16 protein-coding genes are annotated in these 15,244 nt (G+C 58.4%); 7 read left to right on the top strand and 9 right to left on the bottom strand.

Annotated elements, in window-relative coordinates:
• Nucleotides 1–273, top strand: a 273-nt coding sequence (locus ABWP81_RS10410) for a hypothetical protein (protein ID WP_353141596.1), incomplete at its 5' end; no start/stop codon positions are given.
• A 6-nt stretch (nucleotides 274–279) separates the two neighbouring features.
• On the opposite strand, the gene ABWP81_RS10415 is transcribed toward ABWP81_RS10410, so the two are convergent.
• Genes ABWP81_RS10415 through galE form a run of 5 tightly spaced genes read right to left on the bottom strand, consistent with a single transcriptional unit; the run spans nucleotide 280 to nucleotide 7,348 of the window.
• A complete protein-coding gene (locus ABWP81_RS10415) occupies nucleotides 280–1,557 on the bottom strand; it encodes a hypothetical protein (RefSeq protein ID WP_353141598.1) in 1,278 nt (425 codons plus the stop codon).
• Nucleotides 1,554–2,549 carry a glycosyltransferase gene (locus tag ABWP81_RS10420; protein WP_353141600.1) on the bottom strand — a complete coding sequence of 332 codons (996 nt, stop codon included), beginning with the start codon at nucleotides 2,547–2,549 and terminating at the stop codon, nucleotides 1,554–1,556. The genes ABWP81_RS10415 and ABWP81_RS10420 overlap by 4 nt, the downstream gene beginning before the upstream one ends.
• Complete coding sequence (locus tag ABWP81_RS10425) at nucleotides 2,543–3,556, bottom strand: glycosyltransferase family 4 protein (protein ID WP_353141602.1); 1,014 nt, start codon at nucleotides 3,554–3,556, stop codon at nucleotides 2,543–2,545. The genes ABWP81_RS10420 and ABWP81_RS10425 overlap by 7 nt, the downstream gene beginning before the upstream one ends.
• Before the next feature lie 4 nt (nucleotides 3,557–3,560).
• Complete coding sequence (locus ABWP81_RS10430) at nucleotides 3,561–6,329, bottom strand: sugar transferase (protein WP_353141603.1); 2,769 nt, start codon at nucleotides 6,327–6,329, stop codon at nucleotides 3,561–3,563.
• A complete protein-coding gene (gene galE / locus ABWP81_RS10435; RefSeq protein ID WP_353141605.1) occupies nucleotides 6,326–7,348 on the bottom strand; it encodes a UDP-glucose 4-epimerase GalE in 1,023 nt (340 codons plus the stop codon). Before galE ends, ABWP81_RS10430 begins: the two co-directional genes overlap by 4 nt.
• A gap of 138 nt (nucleotides 7,349–7,486) precedes the next feature.
• Between galE and ABWP81_RS10440 the strand changes: the two genes are divergently transcribed.
• The 4 genes from ABWP81_RS10440 (at nucleotide 7,487) to ABWP81_RS10455 (ending at nucleotide 10,872) form a co-directional block, all read left to right on the top strand.
• Complete coding sequence (locus ABWP81_RS10440) at nucleotides 7,487–8,365, top strand: hypothetical protein (RefSeq protein ID WP_353141607.1); 879 nt, start codon at nucleotides 7,487–7,489, stop codon at nucleotides 8,363–8,365.
• A gap of 37 nt (nucleotides 8,366–8,402) precedes the next feature.
• Nucleotides 8,403–9,275 (top strand): acetylglutamate kinase, encoded by an 873-nt coding sequence (gene argB, locus ABWP81_RS10445; RefSeq protein WP_353135479.1) that lies wholly within the window; start codon nucleotides 8,403–8,405, stop codon nucleotides 9,273–9,275.
• A 15-nt stretch (nucleotides 9,276–9,290) separates the two neighbouring features.
• Nucleotides 9,291–9,929, top strand: a complete 639-nt coding sequence (gene slmA / locus ABWP81_RS10450) for a nucleoid occlusion factor SlmA (RefSeq protein WP_353141609.1) — start codon at nucleotides 9,291–9,293, stop codon at nucleotides 9,927–9,929.
• A 79-nt stretch (nucleotides 9,930–10,008) separates the two neighbouring features.
• On the top strand, nucleotides 10,009–10,872 hold the full coding sequence (locus tag ABWP81_RS10455; RefSeq protein ID WP_353141611.1) for a fumarylacetoacetate hydrolase family protein: 864 nt from the start codon (nucleotides 10,009–10,011) through the stop codon (nucleotides 10,870–10,872).
• A 330-nt stretch (nucleotides 10,873–11,202) separates the two neighbouring features.
• Here ABWP81_RS10455 and ttcA read toward each other — a convergent pair whose 3' ends face one another.
• From ttcA to ABWP81_RS10475, 4 genes are read right to left on the bottom strand one after another with little or no spacing between them, the layout of a single operon-like run.
• Nucleotides 11,203–12,102, bottom strand: a complete 900-nt coding sequence (gene ttcA / locus ABWP81_RS10460; protein WP_353135470.1) for a tRNA 2-thiocytidine(32) synthetase TtcA — start codon at nucleotides 12,100–12,102, stop codon at nucleotides 11,203–11,205.
• On the bottom strand, nucleotides 12,102–12,470 hold the full coding sequence (locus ABWP81_RS10465; RefSeq protein ID WP_353135467.1) for a dihydroneopterin aldolase: 369 nt from the start codon (nucleotides 12,468–12,470) through the stop codon (nucleotides 12,102–12,104). The genes ttcA and ABWP81_RS10465 overlap by 1 nt, the downstream gene beginning before the upstream one ends.
• Nucleotide 12,471: 1 nt before the next feature.
• Complete coding sequence (locus tag ABWP81_RS10470; protein WP_353135464.1) at nucleotides 12,472–12,861, bottom strand: dihydroneopterin aldolase; 390 nt, start codon at nucleotides 12,859–12,861, stop codon at nucleotides 12,472–12,474.
• Nucleotides 12,858–13,700, bottom strand: coding sequence for an SDR family oxidoreductase (locus ABWP81_RS10475; protein ID WP_353141612.1), 843 nt, complete (start codon nucleotides 13,698–13,700; stop codon nucleotides 12,858–12,860). The genes ABWP81_RS10470 and ABWP81_RS10475 overlap by 4 nt, the downstream gene beginning before the upstream one ends.
• Before the next feature lie 68 nt (nucleotides 13,701–13,768).
• Between ABWP81_RS10475 and ABWP81_RS10480 the strand changes: the two genes are divergently transcribed.
• Nucleotides 13,769–14,932 carry a class I SAM-dependent methyltransferase gene (locus ABWP81_RS10480; RefSeq protein WP_353141614.1) on the top strand — a complete coding sequence of 388 codons (1,164 nt, stop codon included), beginning with the start codon at nucleotides 13,769–13,771 and terminating at the stop codon, nucleotides 14,930–14,932.
• An 8-nt stretch (nucleotides 14,933–14,940) separates the two neighbouring features.
• The gene (locus tag ABWP81_RS10485) at nucleotides 14,941–15,135 is read left to right on the top strand and encodes a DUF2905 domain-containing protein (RefSeq protein WP_353141616.1); all 195 of its coding nucleotides are present in this window, start codon (nucleotides 14,941–14,943) and stop codon (nucleotides 15,133–15,135) included.
• The last annotated feature ends 109 nt before the right edge of the window (nucleotides 15,136–15,244 follow it).

The raw sequence follows: 15,244 nt of genomic DNA on the forward strand, positions 1-15,244 counted from the left end.
GGTGGTTTGTTGAAGCTCATGGCGTATGTTTTTTTAATGACAGCGCCGTTCATGTTTTTTTATAAAAAATACAAAGCGAGTCAGCAAGATGTGAATCTCCGCGTACTCCCCATCATGGGCATGCAAGTGGTCGGTGCTTTTTTCTTGACAGGGCTCACCAATTCGAATTTTGATTTGCAAATTTACAGCACAACGTTTGCTGTTGTGGTTTGCGTACTGGCGCAACTTATTTTGTTTGATCAGCGAGTGAAAGTTGGTAGCGCTTCGACCTAAGAATGTTTAGCGCAGCCTAGCCATCCAGAACGTAACAGCCAGTAGGCCCAAGCTGCTGACCAACGCAAACGCAGCCATGTGTTGCTCGGCACTGATGGGCTGTGCCAAACCCATCGGCGCTAACAGCACTATGGCTTGCAACACCCCCAGTGCCATGCAAGCCCATGAATACGCAGTGGCAGATTGCGTTTGAAAAGGCCGGTGGCTAAACGCCGCCGACAAACACGCGCTGCCTTGCCACAGCACCAGTGGCGCAATGTAGGGCCACACGCCATGCCAGCGCGGGTCTAGCCACTCAAGGTACAGCGCCACGGCGCACGACAAACCCAACACTATGACGCAGGCGAATGCGCCTAGGCCAAACCACCAAGGGTTGGCCATGCGATTGCTGCCAGGGTTGGCGTGGTTGCCTTGCGCCAGCGCCACCTGCGCCCATGCCATGTGCACCACAGCGGGCAAGAAGCCCAACACGCGCAGCAGTGCGCTCATCCAGCCGGTTTCTTCTGCGCCATACAGGCGTTGCCACACCACGATGATGGCGGTGGCAAGCAAGGCATCGACCAAGGTGTGGCTCATCCGCAGTGTGGCGCTGCGGGAGTCGGATTGTTGGCCTTGGGTGGGTTGTGTTGTATGGGCTGCATCAGATGTGGCGGCTGCTGCGCTTGCTGATGATGTGCTGTGCAAATGCACGCCGCGTTCGCGTAAAGCAGGCACCAGCCAAGCCGCACCCAGGGCATAGCCGAACAAAGCGGACACCACCAAAGTAGGGCCACTCCAACCGACGGACGCACCCAACAGCGCAGCCGTGAGTGCAGTGGCTGCCGCGGTCAGTGGCGGTAGCACGCGCACCGCCGCTTGCTGCCAAGCCGAGCCCGCGCGCAGCGTGAAGCTTTGCGCCAACATCCAGCCCATTTGGCAAAACGCCAGCAGAAGAGCCCACAACAAAGCGGGCCACATCGCAAGTTGGCTAAACCACACGGCTAAAGCTGCAACAGGCAGCAAGCACACGCCACGCAAAACGCTAGCTCGCCAAGCTTGCTGAGCGGCAGTGTGTGCTGGCAAATGTTGGTTGGCCAGCATGCCCAATGGTGCTTGGGCCAAGGCCAGCGTCATCCAGAAAAAACCAATTTGGCTGATGACCGAGAACTCGCCCACTTCTTGCGGCGTGAACCAACGCAGCATGAGCAGCGCAAACGCCACTTGCGTGGCAAATGCCACGGCGCTCGACAGAGCCACCACGCGACTGGTGCTGTTGATGTTGATGATGCGCTTCAACAGGCTCAACGTTTGCCGCCTTGCTGTTTTGCGATGGCTTGGGCCAGTGCGTGTGCATGTGCAAAGGGGTCAGCCGCCTCAGGCACGATGTGCAGGTGCTTCCAAATAGCAAGTTTGTTCAGCAGCTTGTGCCAAGCCAGTTCACGCACATCGGGCACTACGTAGGGATAGGCTTCAAGCGCTGCTCCAAAGCTGTGTTGCCAGCTGGCAGGGTTGTCGCGCAGCACATGAAAGTTGCCTTGGTAGTGCGCCGCAAAGTAGCGCACCCAGGCGTAGTCGTTGCTCACCACGGGCAGGCCCACGGCGCAATATTCCAGCAGCTTGGTGGAGGTTTGTTGGTTGTAGGGCTCGGTGTTGCTCACCAGGTTCAAGCCAAAGCGTGCGCGGCGTAATTGTTGCGGCACATCGCCATGCGGCACACGGCCCGTGCATGTGACGCTAGCGGGCAGCTGCGTGCGCAGGGTATCCGGCACATCACCGACCAGTAGCAAGGTGCGACCCGCTTCGTGAATGCTTTGCAGAAGGGGTACAAAGGGCAGCAAGCGAGTCATCTCGCCCAAGTACACCAAGTCAAACTCGTTGGGCGGTATGCGTGCAGGCGCGTCAAAGAACGCTTGCGCCACGCCCATGTCGCGCAGGGCGTAGGGCACGCCGTCGTTAAAGCCCATGCGCTCGCGCACCCAGCCATTTTGAAACAAGCGGTAGTCGGGCTTGGGCTGCGACCAGTGCTTTACAAAGTCTTTTAGCCACGCGTGCGGCGGGGCTGAGGTGGAGGCATATTCGTGGATGTGAAATGCAGTTTTCAATCGGCTAGCTTCGGCGCCTGAAACGCGACCGCATATCCACCACACCACTTGCGCATTGGCGGGCACCGTGACGCCCGTGTCGTGCACGAGGGCTTGGTGGCCGTGAGAGGTGATGAAGTCGACATAGGCATCGACCTCGGGCAAGTACGCAGGGCCGTTGCGCACGAAGTGCACGCAGAGGGTGGGTTTCAGCATGTGCGAAGCACCTCTTGCCAATTCCCCACAAACCCATCCATGTGATGACGCGACACAATGCGGGCCATGTCATCACGCACTTGCTGCTGTGGCAAGCTCAGCACGGTCATCACCGCCTCAGCCAACGAAACAGGCGCATCGCCTCGGGCCAGCAGGTAGGGCGCATCTAGGTCGTACAGCTCGCGCATGGCGGGAATAGGAAATGCAACACAAGGCACGCCGCAGGCGAGCGACTCTAGCGCGGTCATGGGGCAGCCTTCGTAGCGCGAGGTGAGCAGTGTCATTTGCCACGGTGTGTACAGGCTTTTACCGCTGGGGTGCTTGCCCAAAAAGTGCACACGGCCTTGGTGCATAAGGTCCAAGCCGTCGTGAATCATTTTGCGGTGCATGGGGCCTTCGCCCACGATGCCCAGCTGCGCTTCGTCAGGCAAGTGGCGCAGTGTGTCTAGCAAAAGGTGGGGGCGCTTTTCGGCAGACAAGCGGCCCACGTAGCCCAGCAGCAAGGGTGGAATGCCGCCACCGCCGTGGCCCGCATGCACATGAATGGGCTGGCCTTCGGCCATAGGCGCAATGCCGTTGGGTACCACCGTGCAGCGTTGTTGTTTGCCCAGCTGAATGAAGCTGAGCAACGAGTCTTGTGTGGTGCGCGATACGCACACAAATTGGTTGACTTGTTTGTACAGCAGTCTGATCCACAGCTTCTTCATAGCCGATGCGCCGGCTTCGTGCAGCACATCCATCAAGGGGCCATGCACCCAACTGACCAGTGGTTTGCCTGTGATGGCTTTGAGAGCTGCGCCGCAATAGGTGGGGCCAAAGTTGTGTGTGGCCAGAATCACATCGTGCTGTTTGGCTGCGCTGACCAAGGCTGGCCATTGTGTTTGTTGCCAAGGCAGCGCGGTGACGTGCCAGCCTTGTGCGCTGAGTGCATCCGCCAAGGTGCGCGTCATGGTGTGCACGCCGCCCCATGTGGGTTCTTCCAATAGCAAGATACGGCGAGAGTTCATGAACTTAACGCGCACCAAAACCCGTGCACACGGTCTTCACGGTTTTGGCTGCAATCAGCAAATCGAGCGCGAGCGAATAGTGCGCCACGTAATACAAGTCGTAACTAAGTTTGATGCGTGTGGCATCGGCACTGTCGGCATAGCCCTGCTGCACTTGCGCCCAGCCCGTGAGGCCGGGACGCACGAGATGACGATACGGATAGCTGGGGATGGTGGCAGCAAAGTCGCGCACAAATGCGGTTTGCTCGGGGCGTGGGCCAATCAGGCTCATGTGGCCCAGCAGCACATTGAAGAGTTGCGGTAGTTCGTCTAAACGGCTGCGGCGCAACAGGCGCCCGACGCGTGTGATGCGCGGGTCGTCGGCTTGCGCAAAGTGCACACCGGGGGCTTGCAAGCCGTGCACCATGCTGCGGAATTTCCACAGCGTGAACACTTGGCCATCGCGGCCCACGCGGTGCTGCGAATACAGTGACGGGCCTTTCGAATCAAAACGTACAGCCAGCGCCACAAAGGCGGCGAGTGGCAACCACAAGGGCGATAAGGCGATGACGGTGGCCACATCCAGCAAACGCTTAGCGCGGTCGTAGCTGGGGTCGTTGTCGATTTCCCACAGCGAGTCAGCTGCGGTGGGCAGCATCTTGCGGCCACTCGTCAACTCGGCCACCGATTCGACGCTGTACAGGCGCAGGTGTTGCATCTTCAGCTCGCCCAACAAGCGCGTGCGCTCGTCGGTGGTGCGCACGTGGCGGTCTAGCACCACGCCGTCGCAGGCGGGCAGGGGTGAGTTGCTGTTGGGGTTCCATGCGATGAGCTGCACGGCTTGGGGGTCTAGCGTGTTGGGGCTAAGGCACTCGGCCAACTGTGTGGGCACGTTGGCGTCGAGGTGCACCAAGCGCAAAGCGCGGTGTTTAACATGGCGGCGATAGCCCCACCACAGCCACAGTGTGGTGACGGCATAGGCCCACACCACGGCCGCGCGTGAGTACGGTTGCTGCAACAACGCAAAGCCCAAAGGCGTGAACACAAACGGCGCGGTGGTGGACACCCACAACACACCACTGCGCTCGGCCACCGGCAAGTGCGAGGCGCGCATCAGCAAGTGCGTGGCCACCGCATAGGGCAACACACACCACCAGAGGGTTTCGCCAAACTGGTAGGTCATGAGGCCCGCGTCTTCAAACAACTGTGCGGCCATGAGGCTGGGGAGCAACATCCACACGCCCCACAAGGCCCAGCGTTGCAGGGCATCGCGGCGGCGCACTGAGGCGGACACAAGGCCAGCGCTGTTGTGCGTTTGTGTTGGGTGTGTGACTGAGGTCGCTGCTTCTTCTGTGCATTGGCGGTACACCTGCAGCACGCGCTCGGCCATGGGCTCGGCGGCAAATGCACTCTCGAAAGTTTGCTGTGCGGCGCGGCCCAAGCGTTTGCGCAAGTGCGGGTCACGTACCAGTTGCAATAGTTTTTCGGCCACAGCGTCGGGGGTGTTGGCGGTCAACACGCCGTCTTGGTAGGGGATGATTTGCTCGCGGATGCCGGGCAAGTTGCTAGCCAGCACGCACAGGCCCGCACGCATGGCTTCGAGCACGGTGATGGGCATGCCTTCGTGGTCGGACAGCAGCACAAACACCTCGTGCTGTGCAAGCAGTTCGCTCACATGGCTTACGTCACCCGCCCATTTGATGTTTTTGAGGTTTAGCGCTTTGGCCTCGGCACGCAGTTCTAAGCTGAGTGGGCCATCGCCCGCCAAGGTGACGGGCAGCTCAAAGCCTAAGGTGTTGCGCACTTTGGCCAAGGCTTGCAGCAGCAGGTCGTGACGCTTTGGCTTTTTCATGCGCGCCACCATGATGAGGCGCGGCGTGGCTGAGGCTTGCGGCAAGTTGGCCGCAGTGTCGGCATTGGCGGTGCTTGCGCTGCTGTGTGCACCATCTATGTCTGCTGCAATTTCTGGCGCTGGGGCTAGCGATGGCAAAGGCGCAATGCCGTTGGGAATGACGTGTACGCGGTCCGAGTCGATGGCGAGGTTCAAGGCCAGCTCGCGCTCAAACTTGGACACGCAAATCATCTGTGAGGTCCAGCGCGCCATCATGTGCTCGGCCAAGGCCGATGCGGTGCGGCGTACCAGCGGCACTTCGGGCTTGAAGCCAAAACCGTGCACGGTGTACACCGCAGGCAAATGTGCAAAATGCGCTGCCACGCGTGACACCAAGCCGCCAATGGCGCTGTGGCCATGCACCAGGTCGGGCTTGTGGGTGTGGATGAGTTCGGTCAATTGCTGCACCGCAGGCCAAAGCTTCAGCGGGTTGATCGACTCCACCAGGTCGGGCATGGGGCACACGGCAATGCCGAGTGCGGTGAGTTCGCGGCCTAAGACAGACTCTTCAACAGGTCCGCCAATGACGGCAGTGAACTTGACGCGCTGTTGCAAAGCTTGGCATAAGTCGCGCACGTGCGATTGCGCACCACCCGCTTCCCCACGGGTGATGACGATCATCACATGAGGTACTTTGGAAGCTGCCTGCAAGGCGGTATCGTCGAGCTTGGCCCACGGGCTGTTGCGGCGGCGTTGTGGGTCGACGGGCACGCCTTGGTCAACCACTGGCTCCGTTGGCGTGGCCTCAACCTCGTTGGCAACTCCAACTTCTACGTTGGGCTCTGCAACCTTACGTTTAGCACGAGGCTTTTTTGTCGCCTCAGGAGGCGGCACTGTCGCAGGATCGAAGGCCGGCGGAAAGTCGTCAAACAGGGACAGCGTGCCGTCGTCTTGGTTTTTCATAGGGGGGTGTCAAAACCTTGCGGGTTCATGGACTGCCAGCGCCAGGCGTCGGCACACATGCGGTCGAGGTCCAGCAAGGTTTCCCAATTCAGCAAGGCCTTGGCCTGTCGTGGGTCGGCCAAGCACTGGGCCACATCGCCTGGGCGGCGCGGCACGACTTGGTGGGGGATGGGCACGCCGTTGACGCGGGCAAAGGTGTCCACCATGTCTTGCACGCTCACACCACGGCCAGTGCCGAGGTTGACGGTCAACAGCTTGGGCTCGTTCAGTGCGCGCAACGCGGCCAGATGGCCGGCGGCCAAGTCGCTCACGTGCAGGTAGTCGCGCACGCCAGTGCCGTCGGGGGTGTCGTAGTCGTTGCCAAAAATTTGCAAGTGGGCGCGTTGGCCCAAGGCTACTTGCGTGATGTAGGGCATGAGGTTGTTGGGGATTCCATTGGGTGCTTCGCCCAGCAAGCCGCTGAAGTGCGCGCCCACGGGGTTGAAGTAGCGCAGGATGGCAATGGACCAACGTGGGTCAGCCGCATGCAGCTCGCGCAGCGCGTCTTCGCACATGAGCTTGGTGCGGCCATAGGGGTTGGTGGCGGTGAGGGCTGCGCTTTCGGGGATGGGCACGCTCACTGGGTCGCCATACACGGTGGCGGATGAGCTAAACACGATGCGGCGCACATTGGCGCGGTCCATGGCTTGCAGCAAGTTGAGGGTGCCGCTGACGTTATTTTCTAAATAGCGCAAAGGCTGAGCCACCGATTCGCCCACAGCCTTGAGGCCGGCGAAGTGGATGACGCCTGCAAAGTTGTAGCGGGCAAACAGGGCGTCTAGCGCGGCCGAATCGCGAATGTCGGCCTGTACAAACTCAAGCGGGCTGGCGCCTAAGCGGGCCAAACGGTCCAGCACCTTGCGGCTGGAGTTGCACAAATTGTCCAAAATGACGACAGGTTGGCCCGCCTCTGCAAGGGCGACAACGGTGTGCGAGCCAATGAAGCCCGTGCCGCCTGTGATCAAAATGGGGGGTGTCATGCTGTGAAAATTTTGTAGGTTTTGATGATTATCCCCTGCGAACATGCGGTCTCGGCCCTAAAATAAATCTAGCTTGCTCACGCACACAGTTAGTGCTCTAGCGAGTGATTTTTATCTTTTTACCTTTTTAGTACTTTCATGAAACGCACACATTCCACTCACGCTGCAGCGCATGCTGGCGCCGAATCTTGCATTGCCCTCATTGACGCCCGTTTTTTGGCGTGGCTACAAGGCCAAACCGACACCGCACAAGACCACGTGCGCCCGCAGTTGCACCAGCTGCTTAGCAACGCCTTAGGCCACAACGGCCTTGAGCTGAACCTGCGCCGCGTGTATTGGTACAGCGACACACCAGACGACCAAGCCATTGGCGGCCAAGTGAGCCGCGCCGTTTTGCCACACAGCCAAGATGGTGGTTTGTCGATGTTGCGCACCTTGGGCGCTGACCTCAAGCGTTTGGCCGAGCGCGGCGCCTGTGACCACTTGCTGGTGGGCAGTGATGACGAACGCTTGATCAGCCTGATTGACGAAGCCCAGTTGCACGGTGTGTCCGTGCACTTGTTGGCTGACGAAGCCTCGCGCAACATGACGCAGCTCAACCGCGAAGACCCAGGCTGGGCTCGCTTGTTGTCGCAAGCCGACCAACGCGTGGTGTTGGGCGCACAAGCCTCGCGCGAGGGCGGCTCACGCCACAGCACCTCGATGCACGCTGCACCGCAGGTGGACCCCGAACAGTTGCGCGAACAGCTCAACACCGTCATCAACACCTGGTGGACGGATGAACCGGAAGACCTGCGTGAAGAGCTGCGCGAAGAGCTGCAAAACACACGCGGTATTCCACAAGAGGTAGACCGTCAATTGTTGTTGGGCGTGCGCCGCGTGTTGGAGCGTGCGCTGAGCTTCCAAGAGAAAAAGCTGTTGCGCGAAATGGTGCGCGAACTGGTGTTGGGCCCTCAGGCGGCACAGGCCTCTGCGCCTACTCTTTCGCATTCTCCTGCGGTGGAACACGCCGAGTAAATCGAGCACCTTTTAAAACACCACGGAGTTGCAACCCATGAGCGATTTTTCTCCTGCCGATATCTTGGCTCAGGCCCTGCCCTACATCCGCAAGTTCCACGGCAAAACCTTGGTCATCAAATATGGCGGCAACGCCATGACCGACCCTGCGTTGCAAAAAGCATTTGCCGAAGATGTGGTGTTGCTCAAACTTGTGGGCATGAACCCCGTGGTGGTGCACGGCGGCGGCCCGCAAATTGAAGGCTTGCTGCAACGCTTGGGCAAAAAAGGTGAGTTCATCGAAGGCATGCGCGTGACCGACGCCGAAACCATGGAAGTGGTGGAGTGGGTGTTGGGTGGACAAGTGCAGCAAGACATCGTCGGCCTGATTAACCAAGCCGGTGGCAAAGCCGTGGGTTTGACAGGCCGCGACGGCGCCATGATTCGGGCCCAAAAACTGATGGTGCACGACAGCAAAGACCCCGAAAAAGAATATGACGTCGGTCAAGTGGGTGACATTGTCAGCATCGACCCCAGCGTGGTGAAAGCCTTGCAAGACGACGCGTTTATTCCCGTGGTCAGCCCTATTGGATTTGGCGAGAACAACGAGAGCTACAACATTAATGCCGACGTGGTGGCCGCCAAGCTGGCCACGGTGTTGGGTGCCGAAAAGCTGTTGATGCTGACCAACATCCGTGGCGTGCTGGATAAGCAAGGCGAGTTGTTGACCGAGTTGACGCCGCGGGGCATTGACGAGTTGATCGCCGACGGCACCATCAGTGGTGGCATGATCCCCAAAATTGCGGGCGCTTTGGACGCCGCCAAAAGCGGGGTGAGCGCGGTGCACATCATTGATGGCCGCGTGCCACACGCCATGTTGCTGGAGGTCTTGACCGAGCAGGCCTTCGGCACGATGATTCGTTCGCACTAACTTTTCTCTCAAGCCATGTCCGACACCGCCTTGCCCGACGAAGCGACCCCCGACCGCGATGAACCCAAGGTTCGTCAACGCATGAAGCCTGGTCAACGGCGCGAGCAAATTTTGCAAACGCTGGCCGCGATGTTGGAGCAGCCGGGCACCGAGCGCATCACCACGGCGTTGTTGGCCTCGAAGCTAGAGGTGAGCGAGGCAGCCTTGTACCGCCACTTCGCCAGCAAAGCGCAGATGTTTGAAGGCTTGATTGATTTCATCGAGCACAGCCTGTTCAGCCTGATTAACCAAATTGCCGAGCGTGAAGGCGACGGCGCGCAAAAAGCCGCCCGCATGGTGACCGTGCTGTTGCAGTTTGGCGAGAAAAACCCAGGCATGGCCCGCGTCATGGTGGGTGACGCCTTGGTGTTTGAAAACGAGCGTTTGCACCAGCGCATGAACCAATTGTTTGAGCGCATCGAGTCAGCCTTACGCCAAGCGCTGCGTGCGGCGGCTGAGGCCAACAAGTCGGCTACGCCCACCGCAGATGCGCAAGTGCGTGCCGCCGCACTGCTTGCGTTTGCCTTGGGTCAGTTGCAGCGTTTTTCGCGCTCGGGCTTTAAGCGTTCTCCGCTAGACCATGTGGAAGCCTCTCTTGCGCTGATGTGTCGCTGAGGTGCTTGGTGCGTCCATCGCGTAACGACAAAATCAAACGGTTCTTCCAACCCGATTTTTAATTTTTCAAAGGCGACCTATGAAACTCGTGCGTTATGGCAACCCCGGCAAAGAAAAACCAGGCCTCATTGATGCGGCAGGTAAGCTGCGCGACTTGAGCAAAGTCATCACAGACGTGACGCCCGATCAGTTGAGCGACAAAGCCTTGGCCAAAATCACCAAGCTCAACACAGACAAGTTGCCCTTGGTTAAAGGCAAGCCCCGCATGGGCTGCCCCGTGGCCAACGTGGGTAAATTTGTGGCGATTGGCCTGAACTACGCCGACCACGCCGCAGAGGCGGGCATGCCTATCCCCAAAGAACCCATCGTGTTCTTGAAGCCTACGAGCTGCATTCAAGGCCCCAATGACGACGTGATGTTGCCCAAGGGCTCGGTCAAGTCGGACTGGGAGGTCGAGCTGGGTATCGTCATTGGCACAGAAGCGTGTCATGTGTCGCAAAAAGCCGCGTTCGACTACGTGGCCGGTTATTGCTTGATCAACGATGTGAGCGAACGCGAATTTCAACTCGAGCGCGGCGGCACATGGGACAAGGGCAAGGGTTGCGACACCTTCGGCCCGATCGGCCCTTGGCTGGTGACGCGCGACGAAGTGCCCAATCCACAAAAGCTGCACATGTGGCTTGACCACAACGGCGTGCGCATGCAGGACGGCAATACCAAGACCATGATTTTTGGTGTGGCCAAAATCGTGAGCTACGTCAGCCAGTTCATGACCTTGCAACCCGGTGACGTGATTTGCACGGGCACACCTCCAGGTGTGGGCATGGGTGTGAAGAAAGACGGCAAGTCAGCGCCTGTGTTTTTGAAGCGTGGTGATGTGATGACTTTGGGCATTGAGGGTCTGGGTGAGCAGCATCAAAAGGTTGTGGCTTTTAAGCGCTGACCCTTTTGCTTTTCATTGAAAAAGCCACCTTGTATGGGTGGCTTTTTTGTTTGCTCCGGATAGAGCGCGTTGCGCACATGGAGTGCGGCGGCATCCTCATGCTGGAGTACCAGAAATCGTCAGCCGCCACACCCCATGCGCGCAACGCTTTGGGTGTTCGTTGCAAAAACGTCTGCACGCAACTGGACGAGCGAAGCAACGTCAGACGCAGCCTTCTGGGAGGGGCTTAGGGCAGGTGACGATTTCTGGTACCCCAGCATGAGGAACCTGCCCTAAGCCCCTCCCAGAAGCGAGCTCAGAACAAACAGAGCTCAAACAAAAAACAATCACTTAAAGCGAAATCACCTGCATCCCAGGCAAAGTAGCCATAGGAAACTCCTCGCGGTCAAACGCCTTGTCACCTTCGTCTGACGCCACACCTGTGCTCTTTAAGTTTTTGAAATCAAACTTCGTGTGGTCCATCAAATGTGAAGGCACCACGTTTTGCATGGCTGCAAACATGTTCTCAATGCGGCCTGGGTGCTTCTTTTCCCACTCACGCAGCATCTCGCCCACTACTTGGCGTTGCAGACCGTCTTGGCTGCCGCACAGCGTGCACGGGATGATGGGGAACTGGCGCACTTTAGACCAGCGCTCTAGGTCTTTTTCGGCCACGTAGGCTAGGGGGCGAATCACCATGTGGTCGCCACCATCGCTCACCAACTTTGGGGGCATGGCTTTGAGTTTGCCGCCGAAGAACATGTTCAAAAAGAAGGTCTGCAAGATGTCGTCGCGGTGGTGGCCCAGCGCGATTTTGTTGCAGCCCAACTCGCCCGCCACGCGGTACAAAATGCCGCGGCGCAAGCGCGAGCACAAGCTGCACATGGTTTTGCCTTCGGCAATTTTGTCCTTGACGATGGAGTAGGTGTCTTGCGTTTCGATGCGAAACTTCACGCCCACTTGCGCCAAATATTTAGGCAGCACGTCAGCAGGAAAGCCGGGTTGTTTTTGGTCGAGGTTGACCGCAATCAACTCAAAGCTGATGGGTGCGCGTTGTTGCATCATCAGCAAGATGTCGAGCATGGCGTAGCTGTCTTTGCCGCCCGACATACACACCATGATCTTGTCGCCTTCCTCGATCATGTTGTAGTCCACGATGGCTTGACCCACTTGGCGGCACAGGCGCTTTTCGAGCTTGTGGTTCTCGTGCTCGATCTTGATTTGCTTGGGGTCTTTTTCGATTGTTGTCATTACCACTGTCCAGTTTCTATGCGAATAGCCACTTCGCAGTCTTCAAAAATTTCAAGCTTGGCGATTTTCACGCGCACGCCCAGCACGCCAGGCAGCTGCATGAGGCGGTGAGCGAGTTTGCCAATCAGGGTTTCGAGCAGATTGACGTGCTCGGCCGTGCATTCGGTGATGATGATTTGGCGCACCTTGCGGTAGTCCAGAACATGGCAAATGTCATCGTCATGTGGCATCAGCGGTTGCGTGCCTAGGTTTAACTCGGCGTCTACTTGAATGGGTTGTGGGTCAATCTTTTCGTGCTCCAAGATGCCCAGGTTGGCATCAAAGCGCAGGCCGGTGAGGTGAAGGATTTGTGTGCCTTTGCTGGTCATGTCACAGTACTCCAGGTTTGGCGCGGAACACTTCCACGCCCACTGCTTCGCAGTCAGGGTAGACGTCGGGTTTGCGGGTGGACACGCGGGCAGCCATCACGCCGGTGTGCTCTAGCAAGTGGGTAAGGATGTCGTCGCACAAAGTTTCTTGCAGGTTGATGTGGCCTTGCGCGATGCGGCCATGCACTACGGCGCGTACAAAGTCGTAGTCCACCACTTCGTCAATGCGGTCGTCTTTGGGGCTGGTGCCTGCGAAAGAAACATACAAGTCGACGTCGACGATGAGGCGCTGTGCAGCTTGCAACTCAAAGTCGTGAATGCCAATCTGCGCTTGCACGGTAAGGCCGCGCAAAAACAAGCGGCGGTAGTGGCGTAAAAGTGTGTCGTTCATGATTTAAAAAGCTCCTCGACCACAAACATCACATCACGTGCGAGTGGTAGCAAATGTTGGCCATTGTCCACGCGCACGGTGGTGCCAGTGATACTGGCGTTGCCCGCCAAAAACACCACGCTGCTGGCCACATCGACGGGGTTGATCGGGTGGCGCAGCAAGTTGGCTTGTGCTGCACGGTTGAAGTTGTCTTGGGTTTGTGGGCCGCTCAGGTACATCAGGCCAGGGGCCACGGCGTTGACGCGTAATGTGGGCGCGAGCGATTGGGCTTGAAGACTGACTGCGCGTTCCAGCGCAAGCTTGGACAGCGTGTACGAAAAATAATCGGGGTTGAGGTTGAACACCTTTTGGTCCAGCACATGAATGACGCTGGGCTTGGCGTGATGCTGTGCCGAAGCCGAAGCTGGCGTTAACGTGTTTGCTTTTCCAGCGCTTGTTGTTTCTTCAGAGTTGCCGACGTGCAGCGCTGCCAACCACTTACCAAAGCGCATGGGCGCCATGAGGTTGACCTTGATCTGCGCCAAGGCCTGTGCCTCGTCAAAGTCTGCACCCTCGTCCGGCACAAACAATGAAGCGTTGTTCACCACGCATTGCAGGGCCGTGCCTGTGGTGGCCACTGTGGTGTTAAAAATACGTTGGCAGCTGGCTTCGTCTTCGAGCTCGCCTTGCACGGCCAATGCGTCCACACCCAAAGCGCGCAGCTCGGCGCACAGGGCGTGGGCCTGCGTCTCTGAGTGGTTGTAGTGGCAAGCCACATTCCACCCCGCGCGTGCAAAAGCGAGGCCGATTTCGCGGCCTAAGCGAACGCTGCCGCCAGTGATAAGTGCCCAAGAGCGCATGGTGTGAGGTGCCTGTGATGGAAGGACGACGTGGAGAGCGGGGGAGGTCGAGTTACGATCTGCACCCAATGACTACCCCCCAATTATCCAACGACCCGGGCCAACAGGCTTTGTACACGCTGATTCAACGCAGCATCGCCAATGCGGGTGGTTGGCTGGGCTTTGACCACTTCATGGCGTTGGCTCTGTATGCTCCTGGCATGGGCTACTACGCCAATAGCCTACGCAAATTTGGGCTTACGCCCGAGAGCGGCAGCGACTTTGCCACCGCCCCCGAAATGTCCAAGCACTTTGGCCGCACGCTGGCTCACCAAGTGGCTGAGGCCCTGCAAGTCACGGGCACAGATGAAGTGTGGGAGTTCGGCGCAGGCTCAGGTGCCTTGGCCTTGCAGCTGTTGGACAGCTTGGGGCAGATGGGCGTGAACGTCAAGCGCTACACCATCGTCGATTTATCGGGCACTCTGCGCGAGCGCCAACAAGACACCCTCAAAGCCCATGCCTACCAAGTGCAATGGGTCGATGCCCTGCCTGAACAACTCAGCGGCGTGGTGGTGGGTAACGAGGTGCTGGACGCCATGCCCGTGCAACTATTGGTGCGCAAGGGCGGTGTGTGGCATGAACGTGGCGTTATTTGGAACGCCGATGCGTTGAGCCAGAGGCAAGCGGGCGTGTCGCCCTTGGAATGGCAAGACCGCGTGACCGACTTGCGTCCTCCCTTTGAAGTGGCTGGCGAGCACGACTACTTGACCGAAATTCACAACCAAGCCGAAGCCTTTGTGGCCACGCTGGCTGACCGCTTCAAGGCGGGCGAGTCGGCCACGGGCAAAGGTAGCGCAGCTTTCTTGATCGACTACGGTTTTCCTGAGAGCGAATACTTCCACCCCCAGCGCAGCATGGGCACGCTGATGTGCCACCAGTTGCACAAGTCAGATACCGACCCTTTGGCCGATGTGGGCCGCAAAGACATCACCGCGCACGTGAACTTCACGGGTGTGGCCGTGGCTGCACAGGACGCGGGACTGAATGTGTTGGGCTACACCACCCAAGCGCATTTCTTGATCAACTGCGGCTTGCTGCCGCCGTTGGTGGATGCGCCCATCGACGAAAAGAGCATGGCGCAAAAGCTGATCACCGAGCACGAAATGGGTGAGCTGTTCAAAGTGGTGGCCTTTGGCACAACCGAGTGGGAGCCGATGGGCTTTGCGCACGGTGACCGCTCTTACGCGCTGTAATTTTTGATATGACACGCTGGCTGATTGTTGTTTTCGTGGCGTTACTGCTGATCAACGCGATGACGCCTTGGTTGCAAAAGCTTGGCTTTGGGCGTTTACCTGGGGATGTTCGGTTCAAGGTGTTTGGGCGGGAGATATTTATTCCGTTTGCTTCGACGATCATTCTCAGCCTTGTTTGTGCTGGGATTTCTAAGCTTTTGTAGATTTAACTTCCCTTCGTTGTCAAGCGGTGTGGGGTGTACCTGCTCTGCTCCGCCGTCGCTTCGCGCCTAATGTCGCTGCCGCAGGCACACCCCACACCGCTTGACGCGC

The organism is Limnohabitans sp., from assembly GCF_040401135.1.
Lineage (GTDB): Bacteria > Pseudomonadota > Gammaproteobacteria > Burkholderiales > Burkholderiaceae_C > Limnohabitans.

What these genes read in the sequence shown, in the direction of transcription:
- ABWP81_RS10425 (WP_353141602.1), bottom strand. Translation starts at nt 3,556, where the DNA reads ATGAACTCTCGCCGTATCTTGCTATTGGAAGAACCCACATGGGGCGGC.
- ABWP81_RS10440 (WP_353141607.1), top strand. Translation starts at nt 7,487, where the DNA reads ATGAAACGCACACATTCCACTCACGCTGCAGCGCATGCTGGCGCCGAA.
- ABWP81_RS10465 (WP_353135467.1), bottom strand. Translation starts at nt 12,470, where the DNA reads ATGACCAGCAAAGGCACACAAATCCTTCACCTCACCGGCCTGCGCTTT.
- ABWP81_RS10470 (WP_353135464.1), bottom strand. Translation starts at nt 12,861, where the DNA reads ATGAACGACACACTTTTACGCCACTACCGCCGCTTGTTTTTGCGCGGC.
- ABWP81_RS10485 (WP_353141616.1), top strand. Translation starts at nt 14,941, where the DNA reads ATGACACGCTGGCTGATTGTTGTTTTCGTGGCGTTACTGCTGATCAAC.
- galE (WP_353141605.1), bottom strand. Translation starts at nt 7,348, where the DNA reads ATGACACCCCCCATTTTGATCACAGGCGGCACGGGCTTCATTGGCTCG.
- argB (WP_353135479.1), top strand. Translation starts at nt 8,403, where the DNA reads ATGAGCGATTTTTCTCCTGCCGATATCTTGGCTCAGGCCCTGCCCTAC.
- ttcA (WP_353135470.1), bottom strand. Translation starts at nt 12,102, where the DNA reads ATGACAACAATCGAAAAAGACCCCAAGCAAATCAAGATCGAGCACGAG.
- ABWP81_RS10420 (WP_353141600.1), bottom strand. Translation starts at nt 2,549, where the DNA reads ATGCTGAAACCCACCCTCTGCGTGCACTTCGTGCGCAACGGCCCTGCG.
- ABWP81_RS10455 (WP_353141611.1), top strand. Translation starts at nt 10,009, where the DNA reads ATGAAACTCGTGCGTTATGGCAACCCCGGCAAAGAAAAACCAGGCCTC.
- ABWP81_RS10475 (WP_353141612.1), bottom strand. Translation starts at nt 13,700, where the DNA reads ATGCGCTCTTGGGCACTTATCACTGGCGGCAGCGTTCGCTTAGGCCGC.
- ABWP81_RS10480 (WP_353141614.1), top strand. Translation starts at nt 13,769, where the DNA reads ATGACTACCCCCCAATTATCCAACGACCCGGGCCAACAGGCTTTGTAC.
- ABWP81_RS10430 (WP_353141603.1), bottom strand. Translation starts at nt 6,329, where the DNA reads ATGAAAAACCAAGACGACGGCACGCTGTCCCTGTTTGACGACTTTCCG.
- slmA (WP_353141609.1), top strand. Translation starts at nt 9,291, where the DNA reads ATGTCCGACACCGCCTTGCCCGACGAAGCGACCCCCGACCGCGATGAA.